The sequence below is a fragment of the Streptomyces sp. NBC_01003 genome (assembly GCF_045162695.1).
Classification (GTDB): Bacteria; Actinomycetota; Actinomycetes; order Streptomycetales; family Streptomycetaceae; genus Streptomyces.
Genome location: NZ_CP108707.1, coordinates 7,550,831 through 7,565,824 on the forward strand (window position 1 = coordinate 7,550,831; position 14,994 = coordinate 7,565,824).

17 protein-coding genes are annotated in these 14,994 nt (G+C 72.4%); 11 read left to right on the top strand and 6 right to left on the bottom strand.

Going from position 1 to position 14,994, the window contains the following annotated elements; translation table 11 throughout:
• Nucleotides 1–68: 68 nt before the first annotated feature.
• The 3 genes from OG698_RS34425 (at nucleotide 69) to OG698_RS34435 (ending at nucleotide 3,515) form a co-directional block, all read left to right on the top strand.
• Nucleotides 69–746 carry a class II aldolase/adducin family protein gene (locus OG698_RS34425; protein ID WP_406107664.1) on the top strand — a complete coding sequence of 226 codons (678 nt, stop codon included), beginning with the start codon at nucleotides 69–71 and terminating at the stop codon, nucleotides 744–746.
• A 68-nt stretch (nucleotides 747–814) separates the two neighbouring features.
• On the top strand, nucleotides 815–1,942 hold the full coding sequence (locus OG698_RS34430) for an alpha/beta hydrolase (protein WP_406107666.1): 1,128 nt from the start codon (nucleotides 815–817) through the stop codon (nucleotides 1,940–1,942).
• A 157-nt stretch (nucleotides 1,943–2,099) separates the two neighbouring features.
• Nucleotides 2,100–3,515: a hypothetical protein gene (locus OG698_RS34435; protein ID WP_406107668.1), complete on the top strand. Its 1,416-nt coding sequence runs from the start codon at nucleotides 2,100–2,102 to the stop codon at nucleotides 3,513–3,515.
• 16 nt (nucleotides 3,516–3,531) lie between these two features.
• Here OG698_RS34435 and OG698_RS34440 read toward each other — a convergent pair whose 3' ends face one another.
• Entirely contained in the window at nucleotides 3,532–3,948 is a 417-nt protein-coding gene (locus OG698_RS34440) for a VOC family protein (protein ID WP_398374488.1), read from the bottom strand.
• Between the two features lie 100 nt (nucleotides 3,949–4,048).
• The gene (locus tag OG698_RS34445; RefSeq protein ID WP_326776405.1) at nucleotides 4,049–4,927 is read right to left on the bottom strand and encodes a neutral zinc metallopeptidase; all 879 of its coding nucleotides are present in this window, start codon (nucleotides 4,925–4,927) and stop codon (nucleotides 4,049–4,051) included.
• 223 nt (nucleotides 4,928–5,150) lie between these two features.
• On the opposite strand from OG698_RS34445, the gene OG698_RS34450 reads away from it, so the two are divergent.
• From OG698_RS34450 to OG698_RS34460, 3 genes are all read left to right on the top strand, one after another.
• Nucleotides 5,151–6,749 (top strand): ABC-F family ATP-binding cassette domain-containing protein, encoded by a 1,599-nt coding sequence (locus tag OG698_RS34450; RefSeq protein ID WP_326776406.1) that lies wholly within the window; start codon nucleotides 5,151–5,153, stop codon nucleotides 6,747–6,749.
• 405 nt (nucleotides 6,750–7,154) lie between these two features.
• Nucleotides 7,155–7,379 (top strand): helix-turn-helix domain-containing protein, encoded by a 225-nt coding sequence (locus tag OG698_RS34455; protein WP_189492003.1) that lies wholly within the window; start codon nucleotides 7,155–7,157, stop codon nucleotides 7,377–7,379.
• A gap of 129 nt (nucleotides 7,380–7,508) precedes the next feature.
• Nucleotides 7,509–8,321, top strand: coding sequence for an enoyl-CoA hydratase/isomerase family protein (locus OG698_RS34460; protein WP_406107670.1), 813 nt, complete (start codon nucleotides 7,509–7,511; stop codon nucleotides 8,319–8,321).
• 33 nt (nucleotides 8,322–8,354) lie between these two features.
• On the opposite strand, the gene OG698_RS34465 is transcribed toward OG698_RS34460, so the two are convergent.
• Nucleotides 8,355–9,089 carry a nucleopolyhedrovirus P10 family protein gene (locus OG698_RS34465; protein ID WP_406107671.1) on the bottom strand — a complete coding sequence of 245 codons (735 nt, stop codon included), beginning with the start codon at nucleotides 9,087–9,089 and terminating at the stop codon, nucleotides 8,355–8,357.
• Nucleotides 9,090–9,206: 117 nt separating this feature from the next.
• Between OG698_RS34465 and OG698_RS34470 the strand changes: the two genes are divergently transcribed.
• From OG698_RS34470 to amaP, 5 genes are read left to right on the top strand one after another with little or no spacing between them, the layout of a single operon-like run.
• Nucleotides 9,207–9,668, top strand: a complete 462-nt coding sequence (locus OG698_RS34470; RefSeq protein WP_326776409.1) for an Asp23/Gls24 family envelope stress response protein — start codon at nucleotides 9,207–9,209, stop codon at nucleotides 9,666–9,668.
• Nucleotides 9,669–9,707: 39 nt separating this feature from the next.
• Nucleotides 9,708–9,893 (top strand): hypothetical protein, encoded by a 186-nt coding sequence (locus OG698_RS34475; RefSeq protein WP_100592493.1) that lies wholly within the window; start codon nucleotides 9,708–9,710, stop codon nucleotides 9,891–9,893.
• A gap of 3 nt (nucleotides 9,894–9,896) precedes the next feature.
• A complete protein-coding gene (locus OG698_RS34480) occupies nucleotides 9,897–10,241 on the top strand; it encodes a hypothetical protein (RefSeq protein ID WP_406107673.1) in 345 nt (114 codons plus the stop codon).
• The gene (locus OG698_RS34485; RefSeq protein WP_406107675.1) at nucleotides 10,238–10,900 is read left to right on the top strand and encodes a DUF6286 domain-containing protein; all 663 of its coding nucleotides are present in this window, start codon (nucleotides 10,238–10,240) and stop codon (nucleotides 10,898–10,900) included. Before OG698_RS34480 ends, OG698_RS34485 begins: the two co-directional genes overlap by 4 nt.
• A complete protein-coding gene (gene amaP / locus OG698_RS34490; RefSeq protein ID WP_399979648.1) occupies nucleotides 10,897–11,484 on the top strand; it encodes an alkaline shock response membrane anchor protein AmaP in 588 nt (195 codons plus the stop codon). Before OG698_RS34485 ends, amaP begins: the two co-directional genes overlap by 4 nt.
• A 52-nt stretch (nucleotides 11,485–11,536) precedes the next feature.
• On the opposite strand, the gene OG698_RS34495 is transcribed toward amaP, so the two are convergent.
• The 3 genes from OG698_RS34495 to OG698_RS34505 form a co-directional block, all read right to left on the bottom strand.
• Nucleotides 11,537–12,292, bottom strand: a complete 756-nt coding sequence (locus OG698_RS34495) for an SDR family oxidoreductase (RefSeq protein WP_406107677.1) — start codon at nucleotides 12,290–12,292, stop codon at nucleotides 11,537–11,539.
• A 5-nt stretch (nucleotides 12,293–12,297) separates the two neighbouring features.
• A complete protein-coding gene (locus tag OG698_RS34500) occupies nucleotides 12,298–14,082 on the bottom strand; it encodes a glycoside hydrolase family 15 protein (RefSeq protein ID WP_406107679.1) in 1,785 nt (594 codons plus the stop codon).
• An 89-nt stretch (nucleotides 14,083–14,171) separates the two neighbouring features.
• Entirely contained in the window at nucleotides 14,172–14,966 is a 795-nt protein-coding gene (locus OG698_RS34505) for an SURF1 family protein (protein WP_406107681.1), read from the bottom strand.
• Nucleotides 14,967–14,994 lie beyond the last annotated feature (28 nt).

Consider the following 14,994-nt stretch of genomic DNA (forward strand, 5'->3'; position numbering starts at 1 on the left):
GCTCCGCACTAAAGTGCCCGGGCGTCACGATCCGCGCCGGCCCGCCGAGCGGCTGGCAGGATGCGGGCATGGCGCAGGAACCGGGCGAGGCAGGGCAGGACGCGGACGGACTCGCGCAGGCGTGGAGCGCGCTCGTGGCGACGGCCCGGCGCACCGTCACCGACGGCCTCGTCGTCGGGACCTCGGGAAACGTCTCGGTGCGCATCGGCGACACCGTCCTCGTCACGCCCAGCGGGGTCCCCTACGACGAGCTCACCCCGGACGACCTCGTCGCCGTCGGCCTCGACGGCGGGCAGCGCGCCGGAACCCTGACCCCGACCAGCGAACTCCCGATGCATCTGGCGGTCTACCGCGCGACGTCCGCCCGCGCCGTCGTCCACACCCACGCGGTCCACGCCACCGCCGTCTCCACCCTCGTGCCCGAGCTCCCGCTCATCCACTACATGGCCGCGACCCTCGGCGGACCTGTCCGGGTTGCCCCGTATGCGACGTACGGCACCGAGCGGTTGGCCGGGAACGTGCTCGACGCTCTCAAGGGGCGGACAGGCTGCCTGCTTCAGAACCACGGCACCCTCACCTACGGCGACACCCTCGCCGCCGCCTACGACCGCACGGCCCAGCTCGAATGGCTGTGCCGCGTCTGGCTCACCGCGAGCGCCCATCCCCACCACACGCCGACGCTCCTCACCCGCGACCAGGTGCGCGAGGTGGAGGAGAAGCTGCGGGGGTACGGGCAGCCGGGCTGAACCGGCACCCGGCGGCCCCCGGCCCCGCCCCACTGGCCGGTCGGAGCCCGGGCGCGGACACTGGGACGGTGCGCACCGCCAGAGCGACGGCCGCTGCCGTCACCGCAGTCATCGGTGCCGGCGCAGCCGCGATCGCGGCCGGCCGGTTCGCCAGCGATGCCGCCCTCAAGGCGCCCGCGGGCCGGCCCCTGCCCACCGAGCCACGCCTGACCGTCCACGCCACCGCCGCGGGCCAGATCACGCTCACCCGCGACCTGGCCTCCCTGCGCCCGGGCACGTACGGCCTGAGCGGCGACGGATTCCACGCCGTGGTCGGGCCCGTGCTCGAGTCCGCCCCGCACGCGGCGGACGCCGTCGTACGGCGCCTGGAGCGCGTCACCCACGGCTCCCTCGAACCCGGCGCCAAGGCCTGGCTCACCCCCCAGGTCCACATCGGCGACCCCAAGGCGGCACTCGGCCTCGACCACGCCGACATCGACATCCCCGGCGAACTGGGTGCGCTCCCCGCCTGGTTCGTCCCCGGCGCCCGCGACACCTGGGTCATCACCGTCCACGGCCTGGGCACCACACGCGAGCACCCCATGGTCCTCATGGACTTCCTGCACCGCCACCGCTTCCCCGTACTCGACCTCGCCTACCGCGGCGACCTCGGCGCCCCCCGCTCCCCGGACGGCCTCGGCCACCTCGGCGAGACGGAGTGGCGCGACCTGGACGCCGCGATCCGCTATGCCGTGCGCTACGGCGCGCAACGCGTCATCGTGCACGGCTGGTCGACCGGCGCCGCCATGGCCCTGCACGCGGCGGCCCATTCCGCTTTGCGGGACCGCATCTCCGGGCTCGTCCTCGACTCACCCGTCCTCGCCTGGGACGTGACGCTGCGTGCCCTCGCGGAGGCCCGCCGTATCCCCGGGCCCCTGCTGCCCCTCGCGGTCCGCGCCGCCCAGGGCCGCACCGGGCTGCACGGCGACCGCCTCGACACCGCCGCCCACCCCGAGGCGCTCAAGGTGCCCACGCTCGTGATGCACGGCCCCGACGACGAGATCGCCCCCTGGGTCCTGTCCCGCGAACTGGCCGCCCGGCGCCCCGACTTGGTCTCGCTGCACACGGTGGACAACGCCCCGCACGGAGCCATGTGGAACGCCGACCCGCAGACGTACGAGGAGACGCTCCGCCGCTTCCTCACCCCCCTCATGTAGTTCCTCACGGCTCCGTCAGGTGCACGGGACAGATGTGCAGGAAGGCCCGCGTAGACCCCCGGCGCACGCCGGTCCGCGGACCCTCCCGCGACGCCCGCAAAGAGCCCCGAAACGATTCCGTTTGGGTTTTCGGACCGTCAACCGGAAGACTGCCCCCGTGACGTCCCGTATCCCGCGCGACTCCAGGCTCCGACTCGTCCGCCCGCGCACCCTCGCCGCCGCCCCCGTGCGGACCGACGGAGTGGTGACCCAGGCACGCCCGCCCCGCCCGGCGCCCCGCCCGCCGGAGGGCACCCCACCCCCGGCGGAACTGGCCCGCATGGCCCGCCGCGGCCTCGCCGACGCCGTCCGCGTGGCCCGCTGGGCCGACGCCGTCCTCAGCCCCGGCAGCGGCCGCGGCACCCCCGACGGCAGGGGCGCCCTGTCCCCGCCCACCGCCGAACGCGCGGCGGCCGACCTGGACCTGACCCCGCGACAGGTCCGCGCGGACTGGGACACCGCACGCCTCGCCGGCCTCGTCGAGGTGCACGGCGACAGCGCGCGCCCCGGCTGGCGCCTGCGCGCCTGGGACCGTGACGACACCGCCGTGCTGCGCGGCTGGGTCGCGCTGTTCGACGCCTGGTCCCTGGCCCACCCCGCCGGCAAGAGCCTGGAGGCCGCCGCGGTCGCCGAGGTCGTCGAGGCGATGCCCCAGGTGCTCTCGCTCCTCCAGCTCTCGGCCGGCCCGGTCCCCGTACCGCAGCTCCTCGATCTGCTCGGCCAGCGCGTCGAGGAACTGCGCACGGAACGCTGCGAGATCCCCTACGGCCCGCAGCCCGAGCCCACCGACACCGCGACCGCCACCACCGGCACCACCCTTCCCCCGCTCCTCGACTGGGCCCTGCACGGCCTCGCCGCCGTCGGCGCCCTCACCTACGCCGACGGCCAGGCCACCCTCACGCCGCTCGGCAGCTGGGCGGTCTGGGTCAAGCTGGAGCAGATCTGCGTGGCCGCCCAGTCCCCGGCGGGCAACATCGAGCAGTCCGCCGATGCCATGCTCAGAGGCTGCGCACGGCTGCGCCCGAACGCGGCCCGCGCCGAATACCGCGCCTGGCTCGCCGCCCGCCCCGTCGGCAGCGCCGTCACCGAGCTGATCGCCGCCGCCCGCGGCGAGGACGCCCTGCTGCGCGGGCTCGCATTCGAGGCCCTGCGCGTCGTCGGAGCCCCCGCCGAGCCCGTCGTCCGGTCCGTCGCCGACGAGCCGCCCCTGCGCCCCTACGCGCTGCTGTGGCTCGCCGAGTACGAGGGAGCCGATCCCGAGGACGTCCACATGGTGCTGACCCGCGAGGAGACGACCTGGCTGTGGGTGGACACCGCGGCGGCCGTCGCGGACCACGGCGAGGCGCAGCTCCTCGTACGCCACCTGGAGTCCGCCGTGCAGCCCACCGTGCCGGCCCTCCTCGACGAGGTCCGGGCCGCCGGGCACCCGCGCACTGTCCAGGTCCTCGTCGCGCTGGCCGCCGCGCACCCGGACCCGGCGCTCGCCAAGGCTGTCCGCCGGGCCGCCTTCCAGGTGCACACCGGAGGCGCGTGACGCCGCGCCCCTGCGATCAGGCCGGTATCTGCGGCGCGTACGTCCCGAAGCTCCACACGTTGCCCTCGGCGTCCTTGGCCATGTAGTCCCGGGAGCCGTAGTCCTGGTCCGTCGGGGGCATCAGGATCTCCACGCCGTGCTCGACGGCCCGGCGGTGATGGGCGTCGACGTCGTCCACGACGACATAGATCCCGGTCGGGCCCGCGCCCTTCATGGCCTCGTCGAAGCGGCCGCCGCGGCCCTTCGAGCCGAGCATCACCGCGCCGTTCCCGTACGTCAGCTCGGCGTGCATCACGGAGCCGCCCTCGCCCTCGTGCACGGCCGCGGCGGTGAAGCCGAACGCCGAGGTCAGCTGCTCGATCGCGGCCTTCGCGTCGGCGTACAGCAAGGACGGGTAGAAACTCGCGCGCCCCTCCCCCTTCGTACCGCTCACTGTGCTCACTCCTTCGTCACCCTCTTCGCCGGTCGGGACTGTGCTGCCGAATCCAGACTGGCACCCGGCACTGACAATCCGCCCGGCGAGCCGGCCGCGCTCACCGGAATGTGTTGCACCGCGCCATGTCGCCGGTGCGGTAGCCCTCGTAGAACCACTCCTGGCGCTGCTGGGCCGAGCCGTGCGTCCAGGACTCGGGCGTCACCCGGCCCTGGAACTTCTCCTGGATCCGGTCGTCGCCGACGGCGGCCGCCGCGTCCAGGCCGTCGCGGATGTCCGCGTCGGTGAGGTTCGTGATCAGCGGCTTGCCCGTCTTGTCGTCGGGCGTCGTCGTCGCGTGGTGCGCCCACACCCCGGCGTAGCAGTCCGCCTGGAGTTCGACCCGCACCGCGTTGCTGTTCTGGCCGGTACGCCCGTCCTGGGAGCGCTGGAGCGTCCCCATCAGGTTCTGGACGTGGTGTCCGTACTCGTGCGCCACCACGTACGCCTGCGCGAAGGGTCCGCCGCTGGAGCCGAACTTGGTGCGCAGGTCGTTGAAGAAGCCCAGGTCCAGATAGACCTTGCGGTCGCCCGGGCAGTAGAACGGCCCGACCGCCGAGGTCGCCGTGCCGCACGCCGTCTGGACCTGGCCGGTGAAGAACACGGTCTGTGCGGGGGAGTAGGTGCCCCTGCGGTCGCGGAACTCCTGACGCCAGTAGTCCTGGACGCTGTTGACGACCGCCACGATGCGGCAGTCCTCCTTGCTGTTCGCGTCCTGGCCCGTACGGCAGTCCTGGCTGACCTGGGCCGCGGACGAGACAGTGGTGTCGGGTTCGCCGCCGCCGGAGGACAGGCCGAATTCGTCGGTGCCGAAGAAGAGGCCGACCAGAAGGGCGAGCAGCCCCGCGAGGCCGCCGCCGATGGTCCGCCGGCCGCCGGGGACCCGGCGCCTGTCCTGGACCTCGGAGGTGTCCAGGTCGGCGTCGTCGTCGAACTGCATGGCCGCGCCGCCCTCTGCCGCAGGTCAGGGGCGGCGGCCCGCCGCCCAACGCCCACTATCGGACACTTCGTGGCGGTCTGCCCCTCAGCCCCGGAACAGCACGGCGGAAACCTGTTTGCATCGTCCCGTTAGACTTGGCCCATGGCCATTCTCCGCACGCACTAGACGGCTCATCGCCCTCAGTAGCCCTTCCGCCGTCCATTCCCTGCTCAGGAGTCTGTCCGTGATCACCGCTTCGGCCATCGAGTTGCGCGCCGGCGCCCGCATCCTCATCGAGAACGCCACCTTCCGTATCGCCAAGGGCGACCGCATCGGCCTGGTCGGACGCAACGGCGCGGGCAAGACGACCCTCACCAAGTGCCTCGCCGGTGAAGGCACCCCGGCCGGCGGCACGATCGCCCGCTCCGGAGAGGTCGGCTACCTCCCGCAGGACCCCCGCACCGGCGACCTCGACGTCCTGGCCCGCGACCGCATCCTGTCCGCGCGCGGCCTGGACACCCTGATCCAGAAGATGCGGGACAACGAGCAGCGCATCGCCAACGGCACGGGCGCCACGCGCGCGAAGGCCCTCAAGCAGTACGAGCGCCAGGAGACGGAGTTCCTCACCAAGGGCGGATACGCCGCCGAGGCCGAGGCCGCCACCATCGCCGCCGCGCTCAACCTGCCCGACCGCGTGCTCGGCCAGCCCCTGCACACGCTCTCCGGCGGTCAGCGCCGCCGTATCGAGCTGGCCCGCATCCTCTTCTCGGACGCCGACACCCTGCTCCTCGACGAGCCCACGAACCACCTCGACGCCGACTCCATCGTCTGGCTGCGCGACTACCTCAGGACGTACCGCGGCGGCTTCATCGTGATCTCCCACGACGTCGACCTCGTCGAGACGGTCGTCAACAAGGTGTTCTACCTGGACGCGAACCGCTCCCAGATCGACGTCTACAACATGGGCTGGAAGCTCTACCAGCAGCAGCGCGAGGCCGACGAGAAGCGCCGCAAGCGCGAGCGCCAGAACGCCGAGAAGAAGGCCGCGGCCCTCAACTCCCAGGCCGACAAGATGCGCGCCAAGGCGACCAAGACCGTCGCCGCGCAGAACATGGCCAAGCGCGCCGACCGGCTGCTCGCCGGGCTCGACGCGGTCCGCGTCTCCGACAAGGTCGCCAAGCTGCGCTTCCCCGAGCCCTCACCGTGCGGCAAGACGCCGCTGATGGCCGAGGGCCTGTCGAAGTCGTACGGCTCCCTGGAGATCTTCACCGACGTCGACCTGGCCATCGACAAGGGCTCGCGCGTCGTCATCCTCGGCCTCAACGGCGCCGGCAAGACCACCCTGCTCAAGCTGCTCGGCGGAGCCGAGAAGCCCGACACGGGCGAGATCATCGAGGGCCACGGCCTCAAGCTCGGCTACTACGCGCAGGAGCACGAGACCCTCGACCCCGAGCGCACGGTCCTGGAGAACATGCGCTCCGCCGCCCCCGACCTGGACCTGGTCGAGGTGCGCAAGACGCTGGGCTCGTTCCTGTTCTCCGGGGACGACGTCGACAAGCCGGCCGGGGTCCTGTCCGGCGGCGAGAAGACCCGCCTCGCGCTCGCCACGCTCGTCGTGTCCTCCGCGAACGTGCTGCTCCTCGACGAGCCCACCAACAACCTCGACCCGGCCAGCCGCGAGGAGATCCTCGGCGCGCTGCGCACCTACAAGGGCGCCGTCGTCCTCGTCACCCACGACGAGGGCGCCGTGGACGCGCTCCAGCCGGAGCGGATCATCCTGCTTCCCGACGGTGTCGAGGACCTCTGGGGCCAGGACTACGCGGATCTGGTCAGCCTCGCCTGACCCGCCCGCGTCCGCTTCTGCGCCCGCTTCCGGGCGCGCACGATCACGGTCGGCCGTCAGCACGGCTTGATCGAAAGCCTGATCCACTCGGTATGGATCATTCGGCCGATCCGTGATCCATCATCTGAGTGAGATCTCCTCGTACCGCGGTGTGTCCTACACGCATTCCGTCGCCGCACCCCCGCCGGGGCCCTTGTGCCGCCTGGCAGGGCGCTGACCTGGCCCTTCGTGGGGAACCCCGTTTCCGGCCCCACCCGACTGTGCCCGGAACCCTCCGTTCCGCTCGTGTCGGCCGCTTCCCGACCGCACAAGCTCGTCGTACGGACCTTGCCGAATGGGTGGCCAGGAAGCCCGGGAGGGGTGATCATGAGAAGTCCAGAGCGCACTTCCCATGAGGAGGCACGGGTGGCCGAGACTCTGAAGAAGGGCAGCCGGGTAACCGGCGCCGCGCGCGACAAGCTCGCGGCAGACCTGAAGAAGAAGTACGACTCCGGTGCGAGCATCCGAGCGCTGGCCGAGGAAACCGGCCGCTCGTATGGGTTCGTGCACCGGATGCTCAGTGAGTCGGGAGTCACGCTGCGAGGTCGCGGCGGGGCTACACGCGGCAAGAAGGCGACCGCGGCCGGCTGACCCGGGCAATGCACAGGCTTCGATGGTGACCACCCGGTCGGTCCGCCGACCGGCCGGTTGGTTACTGTGCAGTAGTTTCGAGGGCGTCGAAACGTCCTCGACCGACTGCGCACACCATCGGAGGCACACATGGCTTCGCCCGACAGCGGATCCGGCTCGCTCGCGCCGGTACTCGACAAGGACGGGGTCCGCCTCACCGTCGACGGCTCCATCGCCACGGTGATGCTGACCAACCCGGACAAGCGCAACGCCCAAAGTCCCGCTCTGTGGCGGGCGTTGGCCGATGCCGGGAAGTCCCTGCCGGGCAGCGTGCGCGTCGTCGTACTGCGCGCGGAGGGACTCTCGTTCTCCGCGGGCCTCGACCGTCAGGCGTTCACGCCCGAGGGTTTCGACGGCGAGCCGTCCTTCATCGACCTGGCGCGCGGCTCCGACGACGTGCTCGACGACACCATCGCCGAGTACCAGGAGGCGTTCACCTGGTGGCGGCGCAGCGACCTCATCACGGTCGCCGCGGTGCAGGGACACGCGATCGGTGCCGGCTTCCAGCTCGCCCTCGCCTGCGATCTGCGGATCGCCGCCGAGGACGTGCAGTTCTCCATGCGCGAAACCAGCCTCGGTCTGGTGCCCGACCTCACCGGCACGCACCCCCTCGTCTCCCTCGTGGGATATGCGCGCGCCCTGGAGATCTGCGTCACCGGCCGCTATGTCCACGCCGACGAGGCCGGCCGCATCGGCCTGGCCAACCTCGTCGTGCCCGCCGACCAGCTCGACGCCGCCGCGCGCGACCTCGCCGGCGCACTCATCGCCGCGCCCCGCGACGCCGTCATCGAGACCAAGGCCCTGCTCCAGGGCGTCTCCGGACGTTCGTACGAGGAGCAGCGCACCGCCGAGCGTGCCGCACAGGGACGCCGGCTCCGGGACCTCGCGGGCCTCGGCGACTGACGCGACCCACGCATGACCCGGGCCGGACGGCCCTCAGCTCACGGCGGTCACCAGAACGGCCACTGACGGATCATCCGCCAGGGCCTCGGTGACCGCCGTCCGCACGTCCCGCGCCACATCGAGCACCCGCCGCCCGCCCGACACGGCCAGTTCGATCCGCACATGGCGGCGCGGCAGCGTGGCCGCACCCTCGGGAAGCTCCCCGATGTGCACCGCGTGCCCCAGGCCGCCCAGCGAACCGGTCAGCCGCGCCACCCCCGGCACGGAGAGCGCGGCCTGTCCGGCCCGTTCCTCGTCACTGTCAGCCTTCGCCCGCCCGCCGTCCGCGATATCTGACTCTGCATCTCCTGAGGCGGTCTCGGCTTCCGGACCGTCGTCGAGCAGCGCCGTCACCCGCAGGTCCACCTCCGCCACCGCGAGCCCGAGCCTGTCGGACGCCGCGCCGTTCAGGGCCGCGCGAAGCCGGGACGCGGCCGTGGGCAGCGGTTCGTCCGGCGCCGCCGCACACTCCGCGACAATCCTCAGCGGCCCCGGCGGCAGGGCACTCGGCGGCGCGGGCACCGCGGCCTCGTAGGAACCGTCGGGGTCGGCGAGCTCGACGCGCAGGCTTCCCAGCCGCACCCCGTGCACCGATTGGGCTGCCTGGCGCAACGCCGACCGCGCCGCCGACTCGGCCAGCCAGCACCCGTCGCGCGGCCCTCCGAGCGGCACCAGCCTGCCGAGTCCGAGCTGGTGCCGTACTGCCTGCATCCATCGGTCAGCGCTCATTGCCCCAGCCTGCCGCATCCCTGGCGCGCGACCGGGCAACCGCACTTAGTGTGGGCGAAAGAGCAGTGACTCCCAGAGAACGGCCTGAGAGAACCTCTTCGAAAGGGACGACCCGCGATGAGCGACACCGTAGAGAAGCCGGGCGAAGCGACCGGGGGCAGGACCAGTGTGACCAAGCGGGGCGGGGGATCCGCCGGAGCGCGAGGGCGCACCACCATCGCCGACGGTGTGGTGGAGAAGATCGCCGGCCTCGCCGCGCGGGACGTCATGGGCGTGCACGCGATGGGCAGCGGCCTGTCCCGCACCTTCGGAGCCGTACGCGACCGGGTGCCCGGCGGCACCAAATCCGTGTCGCGCGGGGTGAAGGCCGAGGTCGGCGAGGTGCAGACGGCGCTCGACCTGGAAATCGTCGTGGAGTACGGGGTGTCGATCGCCGACGTCGCCCGCGACGTGCGCGAGAACGTGGTCGCGGCCGTCGAGCGCATGACCGGCCTCGAGGTCGTCGAGGTCAACATCGCGGTGAGCGACGTGAAGCTGCCCGACGAAGAGGACGAGGAGCCGGAGTCCCGGCTGCAGTAACCATCCGCTCGCGAGCTTGCCCTTGAGGAGGAGCGCTCGATGAACCTGGCCGTGATCGGCATGATCGCCGGAATGGCTCTCGGATTCGCCGGATACTTCGGCGGCTTCGGGGCCTTCCTGCTGGTGGCGGCGCTCGGCGCCGTCGGCTTCGTCGCCGGCCGGTTCCTCGAGGGGGACCTGGAACCCGGCGACTTCTTCCGCACGCGCGGCGACCGGCGGCGGTGACCGGTGGCGACGCAGGTCGCGCCCGCCGAGCGCGGCGCGACCCGGATCGCCGACCGGGTCGTCGCGAAGATCGCCGCACAGGCGGCGCGTGAGGCGCTCCCCGCCGTTCCCACGGGCGGCAGCGCCCCGCACGCCACCGTCTCCGTGCGCCACGACATCGCCCATGTGCGCATCAGTCTCGAGCTGGACTACCCCGGCGACATCGGGACGCAGTGCGGTGCCGTGCGTCGTCAAGTCGCGGAGCGGGTATGGGCGTTGGCGGGGATGGAGGTGCCCGAGGTGGCCGTCCAGGTGGAGCGGCTGCACTCGGAGCACGATCGCGGCGCGGCACAGCGGAGGATCCGATGAGCGAGCCCACACAGTCCCTGCCCGTCGTCGAACGCGGGCAGGGCGAGCTCGACCAGTTCGGCCAGTCGGGGTCTGCTGCCACGTACAAGGCGCTGCCCACGCCGGAGGGCGGGCGCGGCAGCGGCCGCTTCTGGTCGCCGCGCCGGATCCCCGCCGCACTGGTCGCGGTCGTCCTCCTCGGTGCCTCCGGGATTTTGCTGTACGACATCGCCGCCGTGCGTGCCGGTCACTCCGCGATGCACTGGCGGCGCGCCCTCGCCCGTGAACTCGCCGAGCGGCCCCTGGACAACGTGTGGGTGCTGGTCGGCGCCGGGGTGGCCGCCGCGCTCGGGCTGTGGCTGATCGTGCTCGCCGCGACACCCGGCCTTCGCGCTGTCCTGCCGATGCGCCGCACCCACACCGACGTACGCGCCGGACTGCACCGCGACGCGGCCGCCATGGTCCTGCGCGACCGGGCCATGGAGGTGGCGGGCGTGCAGTCCGTACGCGTCCGGATGAAGCGCTCCAAGGTCGAGGTGCGGGCCCTCTCGCACTTCCGTCAACTCGACGACGTACGCGCCGACTTGGACACCGTGATCGGCGAGGCCGTCAAGGGTCTCGGTCTCACCTCCACGCCCGGCCTCGCCGTGCACGTGGCGCGGCCCGGAAAGAAAGGATGAGCCCCGTGCTCAGGACCGTGAACCGGGTCGTCGTCGGCCTCGCCGGACTGATCCTCGTCGTGTTCGGAGGGTCCGTACTCGCCGTCGGACTCGGCGCGCCCCCGCCGTCCTGGTGGATCTACGACGGCCGGCACGACGTGCTGCTGAGCAAGGCGGACCGCTACCGGTGGCGCGACGACGGCTGGTGGTGGCCGGTCGTCATCGCCGTGCTCGCCGTCTGCGTGCTGCTCGCCCTGTGGTGGCTGGTCGCTCAGCTGCGCCGGCGCCGGCTCACCGAGGTCCTCGTCGACACCGGGGACGGCGAGGGCGCGCTGCTGCGCGGCCGCGCGCTCGAAGGGGTCCTCGCCGGTGAGGCGGAGTCGCTCGACGGCGTGGAGCGCGCCGGGGTCGTCCTGACCGGTCGGCGCTCCGCACCCCAGGTACGCATGGGCCTGCTCCTCGAACCGCACGCGGAGCCGGGAGCGGCCCTCCAGCAGATCAGCGAGGAGGCCCTGGGCCACGCGCGGGACTCCGCCGGGCTCGCCGCCCTGCCGGCCGAGGTGCGGCTCCGCGCGGTGAAGCACCGCGCGGAGCGCGTGAGCTGACTCCGTGACTCAGACTCCGTGACTCAGACCCCGTGACTCGGAGCCCGACTGCTCAGAAGCCGTGTCGGAAGCCGCCGTCCACCGGGAGCATCACGCCCGTGAGGTACGACGCGGCGGGCGAGAGGAAGAACGCGGCGGCGCGGCCGAACTCCTCCGGTCGTCCGTAGCGGCGCAGCGGGATGCGCGCCTCGTTGGCGGCGCGGGCCGCCTCCGGGTCGGCGGACAGGCCGTCGAGCTCGCGGACCCGGTCCGTGTCGATGCGCGCCGGGAGCAGCCCGAGGACGCGGATGCCGCGCGGACCCAGCTCGTCCGCGAGGGACTTCGCGAAGCCGGCGAGCCCGGGGCGCAGACCGTTGGAGATGGTCAGGCCGGGGATCGGCTCGTGCACGGAGCCGGAGAGCACGAAGCCGATGACACCGCCCTCACCGAGCTCGGCCGCGGCCGAGCGGGCGAGCCGCACGGCGCCGAGGAAGACCGACTCGAAGGCCGACTCCCACTGCTCGTCGGTGTTGTCCGCCAGGAAGCCGGGGGCCGGCCCGCCGACGCTGATCAGTACGCCGTCGAAGCCGCCGAAGTTCTCGCGCGCGGCCTCGATCAGGCGCCGCGCGACGTCGGGGTCGGCATTGTCGGCGGCGACGCCCACGGCGTTCTCGCCGAGCGCTTCGGCGGCCTCGGCCACCCGCTTCTCGTCCCGCCCGGTGATGATCACCTTCGCGCCGTCGGCGACGAGCTCACGCGCGGCGGCGTTGCCCAGGCCACGGGTGGCTCCGGTGACGACGTAGACACGGTCCTTCAGTCCAAGATCCATGGGTCCTATCCTGCCTCGCCGGTCCCGAACAGCGTGAGGGCGGTCCCCACCAGGCCGATATGGCTGAACGCCTGCGGGAAGTTCCCGAGCTGGCGCCCCGACACGGGGTCGTACTCCTCGGCGAGCAGCCCCAGGTCGTTGCCGATCCCGCAGAGCTTGTCGAACAGCTCGCGGGCCTCCTGCGTACGCCCCGTCAGATGCAGCGCGTCGGCGAGCCAGAACGAGCAGACGAGGAACGTGCCCTCGCGGCCGGGGAGTCCGTCCAGGCCGGTCGCCTCGGCGCTGTAGCGGCGCACGAAGCCGTCGTGGGAGAGCTCGTCGTGGACCGCCTCGACGGTGCCGATGACGCGCGGGTCGTCGGGCGGCAGGAAGCCGACGCGGGGAATGAGCAGCAGCGAGGCGTCGAGCGCGGTCGAGCCGTAGTACTGGGTGAACGTGTTGCGCTCCGGGTCGTATCCGCGCGCCAGCACGTCACGGTGGATGTCGTCGCGCAGCTGCCTTATGGCGTCGAGATCGCCCGAAAGACCGGGCTCGTCCTCCAGGGCGCTGACGATACGGTCGGCGGCCACCCACGCCATCACCTTGGAGTGCACGAAGTGCCGGCGCGGGCCGCGGACCTCCCAGATCCCCTGGTCGGGCCGGCGCCACGCGGTGCTCAGAAACCCCACGAGGGCCAGCTGCAGCCGCCACGCGTGCGGTTCGGACGGCATGCCCGCCTGCCGCGCCAGGGCGAGCGAGTCGATCACTTCCCCGTACACGTCGAGCTGGAGCTGGTGCGCGGCGTCGTTGCCCGCGCGTACGGGGATGGAGTGGCCGTATCCGGTCAGCCACGGGAGCTCGATCTCGGGCAGGCGGCGCTCGCCCGAGAGTCCGTACATGATCTGCAGGTCCGCCGGGTCGCCCGCGACCGCGCGCAGCAGCCAGTTCCGCCATGCCATGGCCTCGTCCAGATAGCCGGCCGACACGAGCGCGCCCAGCGTGAGCGTCGAGTCGCGCAGCCAGCAGTAGCGGTAGTCCCAGTTGCGCACGCCGCCGAGCTCCTCCGGCAGCGATGTCGTCGGCGCGGCGACGATCCCGCCGGTCGGCTCGAACGTGAGCGCCTTCAGGGTGAGCAGGGAGCGCAGGACCGCGTCCTTCTGCGGGCCCTCGTAGCGGCACTGCGCCGACCACTCCTCCCACTCCTCCTGGGAGCGGCGCAGGGACTCGAACGGGTCGACGAGGTCCGGGCGCGGCTTGTGCGACGGGTGCCAGGTCAGCACGAACGCGACGGACTCACCCTCCTCGACGGTGAACTCGGAGTGCGTGGTGAGGTCCTTGCCCCAGGTGCGCACGGGGGGTTCGCTGCGCAGCCACATCGAGTCGGGCCCCGCGACGGCCACGCGGTGGCCGTCGGACTTGCGCACCCACGGCACGATCGACCCGTAGTCGAAGCGCAGACGCAGAGTGCTGCGCATCGTGACGCGGCCCCTGAGTCCCTCGACGACGCGTACGAGGTCGGGGGCCTCGTCGCGCTGCGGCATCAGGTCGGTGACCCGGACACTGCCCTCGTCGGTGTCCCACTCCGAGTCGAGGATCAGGGTGCCGGGGCGGTAGGAGCGGCGCGTGCAGTCGCCCCCGCCCTTCGGGCCGAGCTGCCAGTGGCCGTTGTCCTCCTTGCCCACGAGCGCCGCGAAACACGCCGCCGAGTCGAAGCGCGGGAGGCAGAGCCAGTCGACGGAGCCGGCACGGGAGATGAGGGCGGCCGTCTGCTGGTCGCCGATGAGCGCGTAGTCCTCAAGGGGTCGGTGCACGTGAGCCGGGTTCCCGGCGGACGGGGCCGCCAATCCCACCGGGGGCCGGGCGGGTGAGGGCGAATGCGCGTGCGGCGGTGGGCCCGGGCCTACACGGTGGCGGGCTCGGGGCCCGCCGGGGTCTCTTCCGCCGTCGCCGCCTCGGCGCGGTCGCGGCGCTCGCGCCGGACGAGGACGACGAAGCCGACGGGCACGGCCGCGGCGAACAGCCACCACTGGACCGCGTACGCCATGTGCGGGCCGATGTCGCTGTGGTTGGGCGTCGGGATCAGCTGGGGGGTGTTGTCCTTCGGCTCGGGCGACGTCTGCTCGATGAAGCCGCCGAGGACCTGCTTGCCGAGTGCCTTGGCCTGCTGGCCGCTGCTGATCAGCATGATCTGACGGTCCGGCAGGCCCTTGATGTCCTTGATGCCGCTCGCGGCGGTCGTCTCGTCGGCCATGAGGCGGCCGGTGACGGTGATCTCGCCGCGCGCGGGCGCCGGGATCTTCGGGAACGCGGTCTGCGCGCCGTCGGCCGGGATCCAGCCGCGGTTGACCAGGAGCACCTTGCCGTCGTCGAGGACGAACGGGGTCAGGACATGGAAGCCGACCTCGTCGTCGGTGTTCGTACGGCGCCGCACGACGACCTCGTGCGCGGTGTCGAACGTCCCCTTCGCGGAGACCCTGCGGTGGATCTCGGCCTTGGGAACGGGCTTCCCGGGGGAGGTGAGCTGCTCGGCGGGCAGCGGCTTCGCGGCGAGCGCGGCACCGATCTGGTCGTTCTGCGCGACGCGGTGCTCGTGACGGTGCAGCTGCCAGAAGCCCAGCTCGATCATCGTGGGGATGAGGAGAAGGGTGATGAGGGTGAGGATCACCCACTGCCGGGACAACAGGAAGCGGTACACCCCACGACCGTACAACTCGGTCGTGGGG

Excerpts from the sequence above, each read along its gene's own strand:
- OG698_RS34445 (WP_326776405.1), bottom strand. The coding sequence starts at position 4,927 with ATGCAGTTCGACGACGACGCCGACCTGGACACCTCCGAGGTCCAGGAC.
- amaP (WP_399979648.1), top strand. The coding sequence starts at position 10,897 with ATGAGCCCCGTGCTCAGGACCGTGAACCGGGTCGTCGTCGGCCTCGCC.
- OG698_RS34475 (WP_100592493.1), top strand. The coding sequence starts at position 9,708 with ATGAACCTGGCCGTGATCGGCATGATCGCCGGAATGGCTCTCGGATTC.
- OG698_RS34465 (WP_406107671.1), bottom strand. The coding sequence starts at position 9,089 with ATGAGCGCTGACCGATGGATGCAGGCAGTACGGCACCAGCTCGGACTC.
- OG698_RS34495 (WP_406107677.1), bottom strand. The coding sequence starts at position 12,292 with ATGGATCTTGGACTGAAGGACCGTGTCTACGTCGTCACCGGAGCCACC.
- OG698_RS34470 (WP_326776409.1), top strand. The coding sequence starts at position 9,207 with ATGAGCGACACCGTAGAGAAGCCGGGCGAAGCGACCGGGGGCAGGACC.
- OG698_RS34485 (WP_406107675.1), top strand. The coding sequence starts at position 10,238 with ATGAGCGAGCCCACACAGTCCCTGCCCGTCGTCGAACGCGGGCAGGGC.
- OG698_RS34425 (WP_406107664.1), top strand. The coding sequence starts at position 69 with ATGGCGCAGGAACCGGGCGAGGCAGGGCAGGACGCGGACGGACTCGCG.
- OG698_RS34460 (WP_406107670.1), top strand. The coding sequence starts at position 7,509 with ATGGCTTCGCCCGACAGCGGATCCGGCTCGCTCGCGCCGGTACTCGAC.